At 52.2% G+C, this 16,576-nt stretch carries 15 protein-coding genes; 7 read left to right on the plus strand and 8 right to left on the minus strand.

The genetic code is table 11. The features are described from left to right. Window positions 1–11: 11 nt before the first annotated feature. On the minus strand, window positions 12–443 hold the full coding sequence (locus MT343_RS16865) for a hypothetical protein (RefSeq protein WP_145466629.1): 432 nt from the start codon (window positions 441–443) through the stop codon (window positions 12–14). 716 nt (window positions 444–1,159) lie between these two features. Between MT343_RS16865 and MT343_RS16870 the strand changes: the two genes are divergently transcribed. Beyond that, the gene (locus tag MT343_RS16870) at window positions 1,160–1,759 is read left to right on the plus strand and encodes a hypothetical protein (protein WP_145466630.1); all 600 of its coding nucleotides are present in this window, start codon (window positions 1,160–1,162) and stop codon (window positions 1,757–1,759) included. 153 nt (window positions 1,760–1,912) lie between these two features. Continuing rightward, on the plus strand, window positions 1,913–2,869 hold the full coding sequence (locus MT343_RS16875; RefSeq protein ID WP_145466631.1) for a phosphatase PAP2 family protein: 957 nt from the start codon (window positions 1,913–1,915) through the stop codon (window positions 2,867–2,869). Between the two features lie 190 nt (window positions 2,870–3,059). Here MT343_RS16875 and MT343_RS19640 read toward each other — a convergent pair whose 3' ends face one another. The 3 genes from MT343_RS19640 to MT343_RS16885 all read right to left on the minus strand — a co-directional run bounded on the left by MT343_RS19640 (window position 3,060) and on the right by MT343_RS16885 (window position 5,709). After that, the gene (locus MT343_RS19640; RefSeq protein ID WP_145466632.1) at window positions 3,060–3,185 is read right to left on the minus strand and encodes a DUF2474 family protein; all 126 of its coding nucleotides are present in this window, start codon (window positions 3,183–3,185) and stop codon (window positions 3,060–3,062) included. Window positions 3,186–3,289: 104 nt separating this feature from the next. Beyond that, a complete protein-coding gene (cydB, locus tag MT343_RS16880) occupies window positions 3,290–4,297 on the minus strand; it encodes a cytochrome d ubiquinol oxidase subunit II (protein WP_145466633.1) in 1,008 nt (335 codons plus the stop codon). 11 nt (window positions 4,298–4,308) lie between these two features. After that, window positions 4,309–5,709, minus strand: a complete 1,401-nt coding sequence (locus tag MT343_RS16885) for a cytochrome ubiquinol oxidase subunit I (protein WP_145466634.1) — start codon at window positions 5,707–5,709, stop codon at window positions 4,309–4,311. Between the two features lie 140 nt (window positions 5,710–5,849). On the opposite strand from MT343_RS16885, the gene MT343_RS16890 reads away from it, so the two are divergent. After that, a complete protein-coding gene (locus MT343_RS16890; protein WP_145466635.1) occupies window positions 5,850–7,262 on the plus strand; it encodes an aminotransferase-like domain-containing protein in 1,413 nt (470 codons plus the stop codon). Window positions 7,263–7,271: 9 nt separating this feature from the next. On the opposite strand, the gene MT343_RS16895 is transcribed toward MT343_RS16890, so the two are convergent. Continuing rightward, window positions 7,272–7,769, minus strand: coding sequence for a DUF934 domain-containing protein (locus tag MT343_RS16895; protein ID WP_186435781.1), 498 nt, complete (start codon window positions 7,767–7,769; stop codon window positions 7,272–7,274). Window position 7,770: 1 nt separating this feature from the next. Further along, window positions 7,771–9,429 carry a nitrite/sulfite reductase gene (locus MT343_RS16900; protein WP_145466637.1) on the minus strand — a complete coding sequence of 553 codons (1,659 nt, stop codon included), beginning with the start codon at window positions 9,427–9,429 and terminating at the stop codon, window positions 7,771–7,773. 52 nt (window positions 9,430–9,481) lie between these two features. Between MT343_RS16900 and MT343_RS16905 the strand changes: the two genes are divergently transcribed. Then, the gene (locus tag MT343_RS16905) at window positions 9,482–9,910 is read left to right on the plus strand and encodes a hypothetical protein (RefSeq protein ID WP_145466638.1); all 429 of its coding nucleotides are present in this window, start codon (window positions 9,482–9,484) and stop codon (window positions 9,908–9,910) included. A 213-nt stretch (window positions 9,911–10,123) separates the two neighbouring features. Here the strand turns inward: MT343_RS16905 and MT343_RS16910 are convergent, their stop codons facing one another. Together MT343_RS16910 and MT343_RS16915 are read right to left on the minus strand one after the other, a co-directional pair. Further along, window positions 10,124–10,768 (minus strand): TetR/AcrR family transcriptional regulator, encoded by a 645-nt coding sequence (locus tag MT343_RS16910; protein ID WP_145466639.1) that lies wholly within the window; start codon window positions 10,766–10,768, stop codon window positions 10,124–10,126. A gap of 76 nt (window positions 10,769–10,844) precedes the next feature. Continuing rightward, window positions 10,845–12,428: a bifunctional 3-(3-hydroxy-phenyl)propionate/3-hydroxycinnamic acid hydroxylase gene (locus tag MT343_RS16915; protein ID WP_145466640.1), complete on the minus strand. Its 1,584-nt coding sequence runs from the start codon at window positions 12,426–12,428 to the stop codon at window positions 10,845–10,847. Window positions 12,429–12,559: 131 nt separating this feature from the next. Between MT343_RS16915 and MT343_RS16920 the strand changes: the two genes are divergently transcribed. The 3 genes from MT343_RS16920 to MT343_RS16930 are packed head-to-tail and all read left to right on the plus strand — an operon-like array spanning window position 12,560 to window position 16,573. Then, a complete protein-coding gene (locus MT343_RS16920; protein ID WP_222428446.1) occupies window positions 12,560–13,633 on the plus strand; it encodes a VOC family protein in 1,074 nt (357 codons plus the stop codon). 13 nt (window positions 13,634–13,646) lie between these two features. Continuing rightward, complete coding sequence (locus tag MT343_RS16925; RefSeq protein WP_145466641.1) at window positions 13,647–14,609, plus strand: fumarylacetoacetate hydrolase family protein; 963 nt, start codon at window positions 13,647–13,649, stop codon at window positions 14,607–14,609. Further along, window positions 14,609–16,573 (plus strand): acyl-CoA synthetase, encoded by a 1,965-nt coding sequence (locus MT343_RS16930; RefSeq protein WP_145466642.1) that lies wholly within the window; start codon window positions 14,609–14,611, stop codon window positions 16,571–16,573. The genes MT343_RS16925 and MT343_RS16930 overlap by 1 nt, the downstream gene beginning before the upstream one ends. Window positions 16,574–16,576: the final 3 nt, after the last annotated feature.

The following is a 16,576-nucleotide window of genomic DNA, read 5'->3' on the forward strand; positions in this document are numbered from 1 at the left end:
TTGTCAGGTTTTCACTCGCAGGTGGCTGATGATTCATAACCGAGATAATAATAACCATCCCAGACCTGACCACCCGGCGAATAGGCACTAAACACAATACCTTCGCTTGTCATACAGTACGCCAGCGTAAAATCTGTAGGGTCGAGATCAGCGAAGCCAAGCGCAAAATTATCTGAAGGCTCACCATCAATCCGATAAAAATAATAACCGGCGCTAAGGTTCACCTGGCGCCGATCATCGCTCAACGCATGGCAGCCATCGGCGGAATTGGTTCGGCCAGTGATAAGTACGGTGCGGTATACCGGTTTCTGATCGAAACTGACCAGTCTGATTTTTTCAGAAACCCCGATATCCGGATTTTTAATTGCCAGACAATTCCCGTGCAACCAACCAATATGCTGTTCAAGCGCGCCCTGCGGTACTGAAGCACAGCCTGCCAGCACGATGTACAAACTCATCAGAACAAGGGTTTTTATCGGATATGCGGACACCGGTTTCCTCCATGATGCATTTCAGGCGCGCCGGATGACGGCTCTCCCTGCCCGTTAATGGCAGGAGCACCTCACCCACGGGGCTGCTATCAATAATGTGCTCCCTTCTCAGGACCTTAGAACCGGCAAATACATGCGTGGTGAAAAGACCGATAGCCGGGAGATGGCATTTCGCCTGAAGGGTAAAACGACCAGCCCCGCATGAACAGGTTTCTTTATTGATTACCCGATTGCCGACCCGATTGCCGACCCATGACCATAGACGCATCCTGCGACAACCTGTCGCAGCGACAAAATAACCGCCAGGGCATATTCTGACAGCCTGTGTTCGGCAGTGCGCTATGAGGGTGGCAAGCTGCCGTCCGCCGGGTTTACCGGAGTGTTTGTGGTGCTGTCGTCTGATCAGAGCGGCGGCTGTCAGTCAGTAACTCCCGGCACAACTTAACGTTTCCACGCTTTGACAGGCGCAGCGTTTCCGGTCTGTACACCCCGTCCGCTGCGCCTGTTTTTTCTTATTCCCTTTTTCTTATCTTTTCCTTTTCCCTGTTTTCTCTCTGTACCCCCACTGCTTTGTCTTCCCACCACCCTGCCCCGCGGTTAGCATGACAGACTCTGAAAAAGCAGACCTGAAAAAGCCCCGTGCAGAATAGCGGGCTAATGGATACCGAATGAGCGAACAAGAAAAGAAAAACACCGGCCACAGCGCCAGCGAATGGCGCCACCTGTACTTTACCGGCATCAGCCGTGTGCCGCCGCAGGACATCAGCCTCAGCAACGAACAGATGCAGGCACTGCTCGGTATGGTGAACGCACCAGCGGCCATCTCCTGCCCGCGTGCCATTGACCCGCAGTATTTGATTAATGAAAAGGGCACCACGCCCTGGCTGGCACTCTATGCCCTGCTCGCCACCCGTGATCCGCAGGCGTTAACCGCCGTTGCCGAAGGCCAGAGCGCTATTCAGGTGCCGGCCGAATTTCTTGCCGGCACTTTTCACAGCCATGTGAACTGGCCTGCGGAAATGCTGGCGCGCTACGACCTGAATCTGGATGGTTTTTACCTGTTTGCCATTCCCTTCCTGCTGCATCGTGATGCACCGGCCGTAACCGATCTGAGTCAGTCGGCCAAATCACCGGACGGCCAGCTGGAGATTTTTAATATTCAGGAATTCCGTGATGAATTTCCGGAACAGTGCCTGCTGGAATTCGGCATGCTGGTGAAGTTTATTCAGACCAAGCGTCCGGATATTGTTGCTGCCCAGCCTTCCTGAGCGGCACCGGCAACCGTACAGGTTCTGGCTTTGGCCTGTACGGAACGGCCAGTTCCTGACAAATCACGGCCGTTTTCTCCCTCCCGGACACTGTCATAAAACAGTAAACTGGCTGCTTCTGATAACAACAAAAACAATAAGCTGTACAGAACCATGATATCCCATGAATTAAAGCCGCGTGGCTGGTCGTATTCCCTGCAGCGGATGCCTTACTCTCTGCGCCAGTGGCCACTGGATAAACAGCTGACCCTGCTGTTTCCCGCCGGCATTCTGCTGTTTGCCCTGCTGTTTGGTGATATCCGCCAGTGGCTGCCCGGTGAAAATAAAGCGGCGCTTACCGGTGCCGGTATATTTTTCCTGCTGATTGTTCTTACCCGTCTGGCACTGGCACGCCATACCTTAAGCCCGCGTTATGAATGGCTGCTGCGCGAACTGTGGCCTGTACCGGCGATGCTGCTGGGTTATCTGCTGATGCGGCTGTTACGGCTGGAGCTGGCCATTGATGCCCTGGGCATTGAACTGATGGACCCGCAAATGATTGCCTTTGATACAGCACTGTTCGGTCAGCCGCTGCCGCTGCTGATTCAGCACTGGGTCAGCCCGGCCATGACCCTGCTGATGGAAAGCGCCTACCTGCACTTTTATTACGCCGTACCCATCGGCTCGTTACTGTGGCTGTTTTATTGCCGGGCAGAACAGCCAGCGGCGTTTATTCATGTGCGTCAGGGAATTATTTACACCCTGGTTATTGGCTGGCTGCTGTATCTGCTGGTGCCGGTCATCGGTCCTGGTCAGTGGCTGGAAAGCGCGTTCAGTGTCAGCCTTGGTACCCAGGATGGTCTGGTCTATGACGCGGTAAACAGTTTCCGTTATGCCTACGACTGCTTTCCCAGTCTGCATACCGCCGTACCCTGGGTAACACTGCTGGTCTGCTGGCGCTGGTATTCCTGGCCATTGCGCGTTCTGGTGTTGCTGATGACCCTGAGCATTACCCTGTCTACCCTGTATCTGCGTTACCACTATGGTGCCGACGTGCTCGGCGGCATAGCTCTGGCCGTGATCGTCGCTCAGTTGCGCCTGCCAAAAACAACAACCCGATACGGGCATTAAAAACCTGCTCTGGTGGGTCATATCAAGGCAACATTGCCAACAGAAATGACCGCTTTATCCGGGTGACTCAAGCAGACTGTGCATTGGGTAAGAGTCACTCGTGCAAAAAGGAATGCATTGAATATTCCTTCCTGAAATCCGGATATAGTCATCCTGATTTAGTCATCCTGATTTAGTCATCCTGATTTAGTCATCCGGATTCCATACCGGCCAGGGTCATGGCAAAACGTATAACCGTCGCGACCACGAAAAGCGCCCCTACACCGAGGGCCCAATAGATTAAGAGCCACTTCCATTGATGAAGACTTTTTTTCATCCCCTGTTCCTCCGGATTTACGTTTTACAGCAGAGATAAGCGCCCGGTAAATGCTTGCCCCGTTGCAGCCTTTTTCCAGGGCCTAACACTAAGTGAATCAGGCCCTAATGATAACCATCGGTATCAACGACTTTTCCCCGGAATACCCGGTAAGACCAAAAGGTATAAATCAGAATCACAGGAACGATGAGCACAACACCCACCAGGGTAAACCGGAGACTGGATGCCGGAGCCGCGGCCTGATAGATCGTAATACCGGGCGGAATAATGTTTGGCCAAAGACTGACACACAGCCCCAGATAACCAAGAAACAGCATGCATACAGCACACATAAAAGCCCGGCACTCGTCTTTGGAATGCGCAGCCCCCATCAGCAAAAAAGCAAAAGCAGCAGTAAGAATGGGCAAAGGTGCCAGATACATGATATTTGACAGGTTAAACCATAAATCCCGCACGCTTTCGTTAACCATCGGTGTATAGATACTGATAATAAACATACAGGTCGCTAACAGCAGCGTTAATGGCTTAATAAGTACGCGCATTTTCTTCTGCAAACCGTGTTCTGTTTTAATAACCAGCCAGGTAACTCCCAGCAACCCATAAGCAAACAGCAAACTGAAACCCGTAAACAGACTGAACAGACTTAACCAATCCAGTCCGCCACCGGAAAATTCACCATTTTCAACCTGAAAACCAAGAATCACAGCCCCCACAGCAACACCCTGAGAAAAGGTTGCCATTAAAGAACCAACAAAGAACAACTTATCCCACACCGGACGATGAGACTCAGTGGCTTTAAAACGAAACTCAAAGGCCACACCACGAAGAATCAAACCAAACAACATGAGCAGTATCGGCCCATACAAGGCAGACAAAATCACAGAATAAGCCATCGGAAAAGCCGCCAATAAGCCAGCACCACCCAGCACAAGCCAGGTCTCGTTACCATCCCATACGGGGGCAACCGAGTTCACCATAATATCCCGTTCATGCTTGTCTTTTATAAAAGGAAACAGCAAGCCAATCCCCAGATCAAAGCCATCCAGGATCACATACATCATCAGGCCAAAGCCGATAATAAAAGCCCAAATAGTCGGTAAATCAAAATGCATGACAGGGTCTCCTAAATTTCTACGCCATCTGCGGCGGATAGCGGACGGGCCGGGCGTTTATTCAGGTGTTCATCATCCTCCAGTGAGTAGTCTTCTGCCGGCCCTTTGGCAATCAGCGCCAACATATAACGCACACCCACGCCAAAGACACAGACATACACCACTACAAACGCCAGCAAAGACAAACTCATTGCAGTAACGCTGTTGGGCGACCCTGCATCCACGGTGCGCTGCAAACCATATACAACCCAGGGCTGACGACCGGCTTCCGTCACAAACCAACCGGCCAGCATGGCGATCAGACCGGATGGTCCCATGACAATACAAAAATTCAGGAACCATTTTTTCTCATAGAGCTTGCCTGTTTTACGCAGAATCAACGCAGCAAGCGCCAGCACAATCATCAACATGCCAAGCGCAACCATAATTCGGAAACTAAAAAAAACGACGGGCACATTAGGGCGATCTTGCGGGGCAACGGAAGTTAATGGCGGAATAGAACCATCCATAGAGTGGGTCAGAATCAGACTGGCCAGATTGGGGATTTCTATCGAAAAATCGTTTTGTTCTTTCTCCATATCTGGCCAGGCGAACAGAACAAGCGGCACACCTTCACCAGGCTTAGTTTCATGCCAATGAGCTTCTATTGCGGCCACTTTGATTGGCTGATGCTCTAAGGTATTCAGACCATGCAGATCACCAACCAACACTTGTAATGGCGCAGAAATAAGCAGCATCCACATCGCCATGGATAACATTTTTTTCGCTACGTTAATATGGGAGCCTTTAAGCAAATGCCACGCACCGGAAGCACCGACCAACAACGCCGTCGCCAAAAATGCAGCCAGCCCCATGTGCACTAAACGGTAAGGAAAAGAGGGATTAAATATAATTTCGAACCAGTCCAGCGGCACAACCCGCCCATCAACAATGTCGTAACCCTGAGGGGTTTGCATCCAGCTGTTTGATGCCAGAATCCAGGTCATTGAGATCAGGGTGCCGATGGCAACCAGAATAGTGGAGGCAAAATGCAGCCGCTCTCCAACTTTTTTCCAGCCAAACAACATAACCCCCAGGAAGCCAGCCTCAAGGAAGAAAGCCGTCATCACTTCATAGCTGAGTAACGGGCCTGTAATCGCCCCCGCAAAGTTAGAAAACTGGCTCCAGTTAGTACCAAACTGATACGCCATAACAATGCCAGAAACCACCCCCATGGCGAAGTTAACGGCAAATATCTTCATCCAGAACCGGCACAGAGTCATATAGACCGGCTTTCTGGTATACAGCCATAAGCCTTCTAACACAGCCAGATAACTGGCCAGACCGATCGTTATCGCGGGAAAGATAATGTGGAACGAGACGGTGAACGCGAACTGTATCCGCGCCAGATCAACAGCACTTAAATCAATCATTGTGTTCTGCCTACCTTCTGCACGGCCAGAAAGCCGAAGCTAAAAATAACAACCGCGTTGAGTGTACGACTAAAAAAAATACAGAACAGGCACAATAAACTAATTTAGAATAGGTACAGTTTGTTGATCAGGGTGTCGCCATGAATCAGTTTAAGTACCTAGAGCTGGAACACTTGTTACGGAAAGATATACAAGCCAATCATTTCTTACCGAGTGGAAAACTTCCTTCCGTCCGGGAAATGTGCCAGAACTTAGGCTTTTCCAAAGCCACTGTATTACACGCCTTACACAGGCTCGAAGCAGAAGGCCTGATCTTTTCCAAGCCAAAATCCGGTTACTTTGTCAAAACTGAGACACACCATGACCGGCTGCCGCCAAAACGCATTAACCCTCCGGCGGCGCCCAGAGACGTAACGGTTCCGGCTATTTTAAGAGACATCATGGCGCGCAGTGCCGCTTTTGATATTTTGCCAACCGCCGGCACTGCCAACGATGCCAGCCACCTCATTACACTGAACCGGCATTTGAGCAAAGCTTTACGCTCCAGACCGACTCAGAAAGCTCTTTATTACAATGATTCAAGCGGCGACATGCGCTTGAAAGACGCCATTGTGAGTCATTACCGCCATCGCGGTCTGAATCAGGACCCATCACAGGTTTGCATCACCGGAGGCTGCCAGCATGCGTTATTTATTTCGCTTATGGCGACATGCTCACCGGGCGATACCGTAGCGGTGGAATCACCAGCGTTTTATGGTGTTCTGCAGATCATGGAGCAGCTGAAGCTGAAAATTATCGAGGTTGCGACGGATCCTTCAGAGGGTTTAAGCATTGAGGATTTAGCCGGAAAAATAACCGAATGGCCGATAAAAGCCTGCATAACATCCCCGAATTACGCTACCCCTACCGGGGCCTGCATGCCAGAAAAAGCCCGCCGGGAATTGATCAATCTGGCGATAGAAAAAGATTTTTGCATTATAGAGGATGACATTTACGGCGATCTTTCCTTCCCGCCGTTTACGGCCGAACCGCTAAAAAAACTCGACCCTGACGGGCGGGTTATTCTGTGCAGCTCGTTTTCAAAAAGCTTATCAAGGGATTTAAGGATTGGCTGGGTGTTTGGCGGAAAATGGCACGACAAAATCGCTCAGCTCAAACTGGTCACCCAGTTATCTTCCAGTGAATCCACTCAGCAAGGGCTTGCAACATTTCTGGAAGAAGGACATTACCGCCGCTATCTGGCTCAACAGGTTAATACGCTGAAGCAGCAACAAAGGGAACTGATGACCTTATTGAGCAACCATTGGCATGATGAAATTCGTTACACCCACGCCCAGGGCGGAATTTCTATGTGGGTAGAATTAGACGAAACCATTAATACACAAAACAGTTACAACAAGGTACTGGAGCAAGGTGTGATTATGACACCCGGCTCGCTTTTCTCAGCTTCGGGACAATATAAAAACTTTTTACGTTTGAGTTATATCCATCCCTTAACAGAAAAAAGGCAAGCCGCGGTCAAAAAGCTTTTCAGCGTGCTGCTTGGGCATTAAAGATTAAGTCTATCGACGAACCCGTTTATAAAGCGGGTTAGGTTGCGACACGCTGCTGCTGTAGGTAACGGAAAGTCCTTTGAGGCCTTTCATCGCATCGTACGGGTCTTTGCCTTCTTTAATAGCAAAGCTGTCGAAACCACACTGACGCATCAGGCTCAGCTGATCCCGCAACACATCACCAAACGCCCGTAAATCGCCCTGATAATTTAACCGCTTTCGCAGTAAATACGCCGTTGAGTAGCCACGTCCATCCTTGAAATCTTCGAAGAAAACGCCGATAAACGAGAGCTTATCAATCACGCTCTGTAATTCCATCGGATCATCATTAACACCAATCCAGACTGCTGGCGTTACCTCTTCGCCCTGCTCAACACGCGCTAACCAGACTGCCATGGGTAAAACGTCATGGGGATCTGGCGTGTCATGAACGTCTTCTGCAATAACCCAGTCATCTGACTTAATAACAGCAGCATCACCAGAATGAATGCGGATAATATTCTTCATACTAAGCTCCTGCCGGGCCATAAGCGGCCAACTTAAAAGGCTCCAGCCCTATGCGCAAAAAAGTTTCATGGAAGGTTTCGTGATCATTACGATTGGCTAAATATGCATTGGTGATATTTTTTACCACTCCGGGTAACACCTCTTCACTCACCGCCGGACCAATAACCTTACCGATCTGGCTGTCTTTTCCCTGAGCGCCGCCAATGGTGATCTGGTAATAGTCTTTACCGGATTTATTCAATCCTAAAATTCCTATATTTCCGATATGGTGGTGAGCACAGGCGTTAATACAACCCGATAAGTTAATACTGATATCACCGACATCCAGTTGCTCTTCAAGGCTGTAAGCCTCAGCGACTTTCCTGGCGACAGGAAAGGAATGGGCCGTCGCCAGATTGCAGTAGCTTGCTCCGGGACAAACAATCATATCGCTGACTAAACCCACGTTAGGTAATGCCAAGCCCACTTCACATAAACTTGTCCAGACGCTGAACAGGTCTTGTTTCGGGATATCCGGCAATACCAGGTTTTGTTCATGGGCAACCCGAATCACCCCAAAACCATATAAATCGGCCAAATCGGCAATGCGTTGCATTTGTTCTGCGGTTAGATCGCCCGGCGTATTGGTGGGAAATTTGGTAGAAATTGCCACGGAGGCATAACCTTTCACCTTGTGTGGTTTCACACTGCGTGATGCCCAGGAAGCAAATTCGCTATTGCTTGTTAAGTGATGACCATATTGAAGGTCAGTATCATCTAACGCTTTATAAAGCGGCGATAAAAACTGAGAAGCTACACGACTCAGCTCATCTTCAGTAAGCGTCGAAAAACTTCCGCGAATCTGTTGCCATTCGGCTTCTGCTTCTTCACGAAAAGCGCTTATGCCCAGTGAATTTACCAGAATTTTAATACGTGCCTTGTACTTGTTATCACGCCGGCCATAGCGGTTGAATACCCGCAGAACCGCTTCGATATATGACAAAACTTCCGACCAGTGCAGATTGTCTTTTACGAGCTGATTAAGAAAAGGCGTACGACCCAACCCTCCGCCAACCATAACCTGAAAGCGCAGCGTTTCTTCTTCATCACGATACAAATACAAACCGATATCGTGCATACGCACCGCTGCCCGGTCTTCCTGACTGGAGCTGACTGCAATTTTGAATTTACGGGGCAGGAACAAAAACTCGGGATTTACGGTAGCCCATTGACGAATAATCTCGGCAAAAATACGCGGGTCATATTCTTCATCGGGGGCAACGCCCGCGTAGGCTTCGGTAGTCACATTACGCACGCAGTTACCCGATGTTTGAATCGCGTGCATATCAATAGACGCCAGATGCGCCAGAATATCTGGCGTATCGGCTAATTCAATCCAGTTAAACTGAATATTCTGACGGGTAGTGAAATGCCCATAACCACGGTCAAACTTATTGGCAATTGCCGCCAGACCGCGCATCTGATCACTGGATAACGCCCCATAGGGAATAGCGACCCGCATCATATAAGCGTGTTTCTGCAAATACAGACCGTTTTGCAAACGCAGCGGCAGAAACTCTTCTTCTGTGAGTTCACCACTGATCCGGCGCGCAACCTGATCGCGAAACTCTTCTACCCGCTCGTTAACCAGCGTCCTGTCATATTCATCGTACCGATACATCCGTATCACTCTCCCCTCTGTCTGTCAGGCGGGGGAAAATATCAATCAGACAGTGTCTCTGACAGGACAAGAAAAAAGAAAAACGATAGGTACAGATGGCAGTAGCCAACCTGCAGGCTGGCGCACAGGCGATCGCAACCGCTTCACCTGCCGGGCGATATCAATAAGGCAACGTCTCGTCACTACCGGCAAACACAGAGAAAAAAGCGCCGTCAAGCATCATCTTCGATTTGTGCATAAGTTCTTTCTGTCAACCCTGAAGTTTTGCACAGAAGCTGTGGATATTTCTGTGCATATTCTTTTGAGAACTCCCCTGAATGCAGTAAATACGCCAGCCGGTAAAAACCGTGCGTTTTTTACACAGCCAGAAAAAACTAAAAATTTCTTTATTTTTCAAGGCATGGCAAGGGTTGCAGCAGGATCACAAAAAAATCGGCACGGCAAGCACAGAAGCATCAGGCATTCTCCGCCAGACGGATAAGACGCCCGGCGACATGGGGACAAAGCTGACATTGAATCCACAGATTCTGTGGATAACTAACTGGATAAGTTGGCGATAAGCAGGCCGGAGCCATAGTCCGTGGGGGTTGCTGAAAAGCGTTGGTTTTTTAGACGATTGCGGGCGGTACACACCACCCGTACAAAGAAAAAGGCATAAGGCTGTGCCGGGACCGGCTCAGAAACAACTCTCCTGTTATTCCTCCACCGGTAACGACGGTAAAGCCTTAACCGCCACTAACAGAGCCTGTGGCCGCGCCATGCCCAGAGCCTGCAGCAACATCGCCGCCACAGTGCTGTCATCCCCGTTTTCATAGCGACCTTCAACAATCGCAATCATCGCGCTGATCACGCCGGAGACCAGCAGGCGGATGGCAAGATCTTCACTGCTGTAATCAAACTGTCCCTGACTGAGCCCCGTGCGCACATCATGGCGCACATAATCGCCCAGAGCCGAACGCATTCCCTCGGCATAGCGTACGATATTGATCAGGGCACTGGCCCATTCACGATCCTGTGCTGCACGGCGGATAAACGCACGGATACCGATTGCAACCCGCTCGGCACCATCAGCAACGCCACGGCTGATCAGCGCAACCTCATGAGACAAGGCTTCCGCCTGTGCCAGGCTGACGGCATCCAGCACCTCTTCTTTGGTACGGAAGTAGTTGTATACCGTTCCGTTGGATACCCCTGCTTCCTGCGCCAGTTCGTTCAGTGCCAGTTCCCCGGCACCTTTATGGGCGTAAATCTTCAGCGCCGCATCCAGCAATTGCTGGCGTGTACGGGCTTTTTTCTTGTGACCACGGGTCAGTTTTTCATTCTCGGCAGACGAGGTCATGCGGATCGCACCAGTCTCTGAAGGGAACAGAGCGCCAGTGTACCACATTGAAACCGTCTCAATATTGAGATGGCAGCTACTTTCCAAGCAAGCCAAGTGTCTGCTGTAGCAGCTCCGCAGCACAGCCTGCCGGGCCGGAGCACAGAATAAAGCGATCCGGACGCACCACCGCCAGCGCCGCAGACGCCGGAGCCGATAATGACTGTGCCAGGTCTTCCAGCAGCTCGGTTGTTTCCGGACTCTGATTCTGTACCCCAACCTGCAGAAAGCCACCACCGGCAGCCTGCCAGCGCGACCGTAAAGCGGCGCTCAGCCCTGCCTGCGGATTGGTATTGAAGCCCACCAGCAGCAACCGTTCTCCCAACACATCATCACTGAGGCGAACCTCCCCGCCACTGCGTACCCATCCCTGTCCCAGCTGGCTGCCCGGAAGCAGATGTTTCAGCCCCTGCCCGGCGCAGAATAAACCCTGGCGGAAACGGTTAGCCGGCTTAATCCGTAACTCTTCCAGATGGCGCCGCAGCGGCGGCAGCAAGCGCGACAGGCGCATCAGACCATGCACCATAAATGCAGAGACTGCATGACGGGTCATTACCAGATGGCCCATAAAGCGGGCGAGGTTGATCATGCTCACAGCATGCGGACGCCGTTCCTGATCATAACTGTCGAGAATCTGCGGCTGCGCCTGGCCACGCAGCACCCAGGCCAGTTTCCAGCCAAGGTTCGCCACGTCACGCAAGCCGGCAACCAACCCCTGACCGACAAAAGGCGGCGTGATATGCGCAGCATCACCGACCAGAAAAACCCGGCCCTTACTGAAACGCTCGCAACAACGGGCATGAAAACGGTACACCGCCGTCCGCTCAATCTGCAGATCGCTGCTGCTGATCCAGGGAGCCATCAGCTCTGCCACTTTGTCCGGGTGCTCCATCTGCTCACGGTTTTCACCACGGCGCAGCATAAACTCCCAGCGCTCACGACCACCGGGAGCCGGCATATGGGGAACTGATCGTCTGGGATCGCAGATAAACTCAACATGGTCGATGGCCTGCTCTGCCCGCTGCCGGGCATCAACAATCAGCCAGTCTTCGCCATAGGTTGTGCCCTGAAAATCCTGACCGATCAGGCTGCGGACAAGGGAGCTGGCGCCATCGGCACCAATCAGATAACGGGCGCGGATTTCTTCCTGCCGGCCAGCATCATCACTCACCACCACACTGACAACATCGCCCTCATCGTGCAGTGTTACTAACTCCAGACAGCGACGCACCGTTACCGACGGCAGAGCCGCCAGCCGTCCGGCCAGCGCCTGCTCCAGTTCCGGCTGATAAAAAGTAACCAGCTTGGGATGGCCATCCAGACTGCCGCGGGTATTCGCTGTAGCAAAGCGCCCCATAACCGGACTGTGCATCTGCACCTGCGGAATCGGAATACGGGCAAACGAGTCTTCGCTCAGACCGGCCATCTGCAGAACCCGCAACGCTTCATTATCCAGTGCAATGGCTCTTGGCATCAGCAGTATGTCCGGCGCTTTATCGATCACCAGCGTATTGATGCCATAACGCCCCAGTAAGGCTGCCAGGGTTGCTCCCACAGGGCCGCAGCCAACAATCAGAACCTCTGTTGTTTCTGCTTTTTTTCCGCCACGTTCTTTGCTCATTTTTATTCTCCGCTAACGGCATCCTGGCGACGCCAACGAATGAGATTAAAACCAATATTGAAATATGTTTCAATATTGGTTTTAATCTCATAACAAAATAACAATGATCGTTCCCAGCAACGGAGTCCGCCATGATTGAACTCTCTACCCAGCAACCCCAACGGCATCCCTCGCCCACCAGCAAAGCCTGCCGGCTGGCCTATCTCGTGTTTGAGCGGCCGGAACCAGAGAAAGCCGAACGCTTCCTGCATGACTTTGGCCTGCAAACGGCCAGCCGCAGTGAAGAAGCCATCTTCCTGCGCGCCGCCGACAATGCCCCTTTCTGCTACTGCATCCGTAAGGCAGCAAAAGCAGGGTTTGCCGGATTTGGCTTTGAAGTCGCGGATATAGCCGCCCTGCAGGCGTTGAGTGAGCTGGACGGAGCATCGGCGATTGAAGAAGCACCTTATCCCGGCGGTGGCCAGCGGGTGTGTCTGCGCGATCCTTCCGGTTTCCGGGTAGAAGCCATCTGTGGCCAGAACAGCGTCGCGCCTCTGCGGCACCGTGCGCCCCTGCAGTTCAATTTCAATAACGAACATGTGCGCGTGAATGATTGCCAGCGTCCGCCGGCCACAGCGCCGGATGTACTGCGTCTCGGCCATCTGGTTCTCGAAGTAGCCGATTTTCAGCAGACCAGCGCCTGGTACACACGCCACTTCGGCCTTATTCCGAGTGATGTTCAGGTTCTGCCCGACGGCTCACCAGCCGTGGTCTTTTTCCGTCTTGATCTGGGAGACACCCCGGCCGATCACCACACGCTGGCGATGGCACAGGGCTTTATGCCGGCATACAGTCACAGTGCTTACGAACTGGTGGATGCCGATGCGGTCGGCATGGGACAGCGCGTCATGCGCGAAAAGAAATGGCAGCACGCCTGGGGAATCGGCCGCCATATTCTCGGCAGCCAGATTTTTGATTACTGGCAAGACCCCTGGGGAGCCAAGCATGAGCATTACTGTGACGGTGATTTATTTACAGCAGAGCGGCCCATGGGCGTGCATCCTGTCAGCCGCAATGCCATGTCACAGTGGGGGCAGGTGATGCCAGTCAGTTTCACCAAACCCAAAATCACGCTCAGCGCTATCCGTGGATTGCTCAGAAGTCTGCGTTACAGCCCGGACGTCACGATAAAAAAATTAAAAACACTCGCCAGAATCTTTGGCTGACAGGAGCCCTATTATGCCTTTAGCAATTGTCCGATTCCGTCATAACAACCAGATTCGCTGGGGCCTCAGCGCCGATAATCTTATTCATCCGCTGCCCCTGCCCTGCACCACCACCGCCGGGCTGATTGCGCTGGGTTATCAGGCTGTCGCCGATGCCTGCAATAACGCCAGCGAAGCTCTGGCAGACAACAGTGTTGAGTTGCTGTCCCCTATTACCGGAGACGCCAAGGTGCTGTGCCAGGGAGCTAATTATCGCCAGCATATGCTCGATTCCGGTGTTGATCCGGACGCCAAAGCCTTCAATATGTTTTTCACCAAATCGTCTGCGTCGATTACAGCCCCCAGCGGAGAAATTATCCGCCCGCCCCATGTGCAACTGCTGGATTATGAAGTTGAGCTGACACTGGTACTGGCCCGGGAAACCCGCCAGAGCGTGCAGGTAACCACCGATAATCTGCACGAATATATTGCCGGTATCTGCATTGGTAATGATGTGTCTGCACGCGATGTTCAGATTCCGCAAATGCAGTTTCATAAAGGCAAAAGCTACCGTACGTTTTGTCCGCTCGGACCGGTTTTATGCCTGCTGAACCGGCAGGAAATGAAATACCTGAACGACCTGCAGCTGACCCTCAGCGTTAACGGTAAAGTCCGCCAGCACGACAACAGCGGCAACATGGTATTCCGTCCGGCAGAAACACTGACCGAGTATTCTCAGATCACCGATTTTAATCCGGGCGATGTCATTATGACCGGCACGCCCAGTGGCTGCGCTCTGGCTTTGCCTTCTGCCTTTCTGGTGCGGCTGGCAGCTCTTCTCCCGGAGCAGAAAAAGTGGGAGCTGTTTATGAAAAAGCAACGCGCAAGACCGCAGTATCTGCAGGATGGTGATCTGGTCGAAGCCGTTATCCGCAGCACTGACGGCGTAATCGATCTTGGCCGGCAGCAGCACCGGGTTGTGCGGGGAGCCGCCTGATGGAAGGAATTGCAAATTACCGCGATGTACTGGCAGCAGAAGCCATGGCACCCGCGCCATTGCCCACCAGCACTTATCAGCTGCTGCACGATGCCGCCGTAAAATATGCCAGCCAACCGGCACTGTCTTTTTTTCTGCAGACCGACGACCACCATAAACCGGAAGTGTTCAGTTACCAGCAGCTGCTGGAACAGGTGCACCGTACGGCCAATATGTTCCACCATCTCGGAGCCGATAAAGATACGGTCATTGCTTACATACTGCCTAACCTGCCGGAAACGCATTTTGTTATCTGGGGCGGACAGGCCAGCGGAATCGTAGCCGCCATTAACCCACTGCTCGAAGCGGAGGCGATGGCCGAACTGCTTAATGCTGCCAACGCCAGCATTCTGGTAACCCTGGCCCCTTTTCCGGGAACCGATCTGTGGCCAAAAGTGCAGCAAATACTGCCGCAATTGCCCGCACTTAAGCATTTGCTGCTGATCAATATGGCTGACCATATAAGCGGCCTTAAAGGTCTCGCTGCCCGCCTGCTGCAAAAAAAAGAAGCGCGTTCACAATCCGGCTGGCGCGGTCTGCGGCACGGCTTACCGGCCACGCTTCAGCTGCATGATTTCAGGCGTTTATGCCAGACCCAGAACGCCACAGAACTGCTCAGCAAGCGTCGTTTTGACGGTGACGATTATTCTTCTTTTTTCTGTACTGGTGGCACCACCGGCCTGCCGAAAATTGCTATGCGCCGTCATCGTAATGAAGTGGCCAATGTGCATTCGGTTGCACAGTTTATGGGAGCCAATATCGGTCCCGGAAAAAATGTGTTCTGCGGCTTACCACTGTTTCATGTCAATGCGGTCCTGATTACCGGGCTGTTGCCATTCTCGCGCGGCGCCCATGTGATTCTCGGCACCCCGCAAGGTTACCGTGGCGACGGTGTGGTAAAGCGCTTCTGGGAAATCGTCGCAACACACCGGATTCATTTTTTCAGCGGTGTACCAACCCTGTATGCCAGCCTGCTTGATGTACCCATCGGCAATCATGATATCCGCTCGCTGGAGTATGGACTTTGTGGTGCCGCCCCTCTGCCGGTAGAAGTATTCCGCCGTTTCCAGCAATGCACCGGACTGAAAATTCTCGAGGGTTACGGACTGACAGAAGGCACCTGCGTCAGCAGCGTTAACCCGCCTGCAGGTGAACGCCGCCTGGGGTCTGTTGGCCTGCGGGTGCCCGGACAACAGATGAAAGCCGTTGCCGTAGATGAGCAAGGTGCTTACCTGCGCGATTGTTCTCCAGGGGAAAGCGGTGTGCTGGTTATTTCCGGAGCCAATGTTTTTGCCGGCTACCGTATCGACAGCCAGAACAAAGATTTGTGGCTCGACTGCCACGACACACATCGCTGGATGAACACCGGCGATCTTGGGTATCAGGATAACGATGGGTATTTCTGGCTCACCGGACGCCGGAAAGAATTGATTATCCGTGGTGGTCATAATATCGACCCGGCCATGATCGAAGAGCCTTTACACCGTCACCCCGCTGTTCAGCTGGTTGCCGCCGTCGGCCGTCCGGATGCTCATGCCGGTGAACTGCCTGTCGCCTATGTACAGCTGAAACCGGGAGCGCGGGTCAGTACGGCTGAATTACAGCATTTTGCTGCCACTCATATTTCTGAACGGGCCGCGCAGCCGAAATATATCCGCCTGACCGACGCCATCCCCCTCACCCCGGTCGGCAAAATTTTTAAACCCGCCCTGAAAAAACTCGAAATTCACTCAGCATTAATCGAAGCTCTGGAGCAGGCCGGTATTGCCTGTGCGCAATTACTGGTGGAAGACACCAAACAAAAAGGTATGCAGCTGCTGATTTATCTTGAGCAGGACAGTGACTCACAACGCCGGGCCGCAGAAAAAATACTCGGTCGTTTTCCGTTTGTATTTTCTTTTGCCCGGCAAGAAGCAACCGCCTGATAC

Origin of the sequence: Venatorbacter sp. C2-1 (assembly GCF_022832715.1) — a bacterium.
GTDB lineage: Bacteria > Pseudomonadota > Gammaproteobacteria > Pseudomonadales > Oceanobacteraceae > Venatoribacter > Venatoribacter alkanivorans.

Excerpts from the sequence above, each read along its gene's own strand:
- MT343_RS16870 (WP_145466630.1), top strand. The coding sequence starts at position 1,160 with ATGAGCGAACAAGAAAAGAAAAACACCGGCCACAGCGCCAGCGAATGG.
- MT343_RS16875 (WP_145466631.1), top strand. The coding sequence starts at position 1,913 with ATGATATCCCATGAATTAAAGCCGCGTGGCTGGTCGTATTCCCTGCAG.
- MT343_RS19640 (WP_145466632.1), bottom strand. The coding sequence starts at position 3,185 with ATGAAAAAAAGTCTTCATCAATGGAAGTGGCTCTTAATCTATTGGGCC.
- cydB (WP_145466633.1), bottom strand. The coding sequence starts at position 4,297 with ATGCATTTTGATTTACCGACTATTTGGGCTTTTATTATCGGCTTTGGC.
- MT343_RS16885 (WP_145466634.1), bottom strand. The coding sequence starts at position 5,709 with ATGATTGATTTAAGTGCTGTTGATCTGGCGCGGATACAGTTCGCGTTC.
- MT343_RS16890 (WP_145466635.1), top strand. The coding sequence starts at position 5,850 with ATGAATCAGTTTAAGTACCTAGAGCTGGAACACTTGTTACGGAAAGAT.
- MT343_RS16895 (WP_186435781.1), bottom strand. The coding sequence starts at position 7,769 with ATGAAGAATATTATCCGCATTCATTCTGGTGATGCTGCTGTTATTAAG.
- MT343_RS16900 (WP_145466637.1), bottom strand. The coding sequence starts at position 9,429 with ATGTATCGGTACGATGAATATGACAGGACGCTGGTTAACGAGCGGGTA.
- MT343_RS16910 (WP_145466639.1), bottom strand. The coding sequence starts at position 10,768 with ATGACCTCGTCTGCCGAGAATGAAAAACTGACCCGTGGTCACAAGAAA.
- MT343_RS16915 (WP_145466640.1), bottom strand. The coding sequence starts at position 12,428 with ATGAGCAAAGAACGTGGCGGAAAAAAAGCAGAAACAACAGAGGTTCTG.
- MT343_RS16920 (WP_222428446.1), top strand. The coding sequence starts at position 12,560 with ATGATTGAACTCTCTACCCAGCAACCCCAACGGCATCCCTCGCCCACC.
- MT343_RS16925 (WP_145466641.1), top strand. The coding sequence starts at position 13,647 with ATGCCTTTAGCAATTGTCCGATTCCGTCATAACAACCAGATTCGCTGG.
- MT343_RS16930 (WP_145466642.1), top strand. The coding sequence starts at position 14,609 with ATGGAAGGAATTGCAAATTACCGCGATGTACTGGCAGCAGAAGCCATG.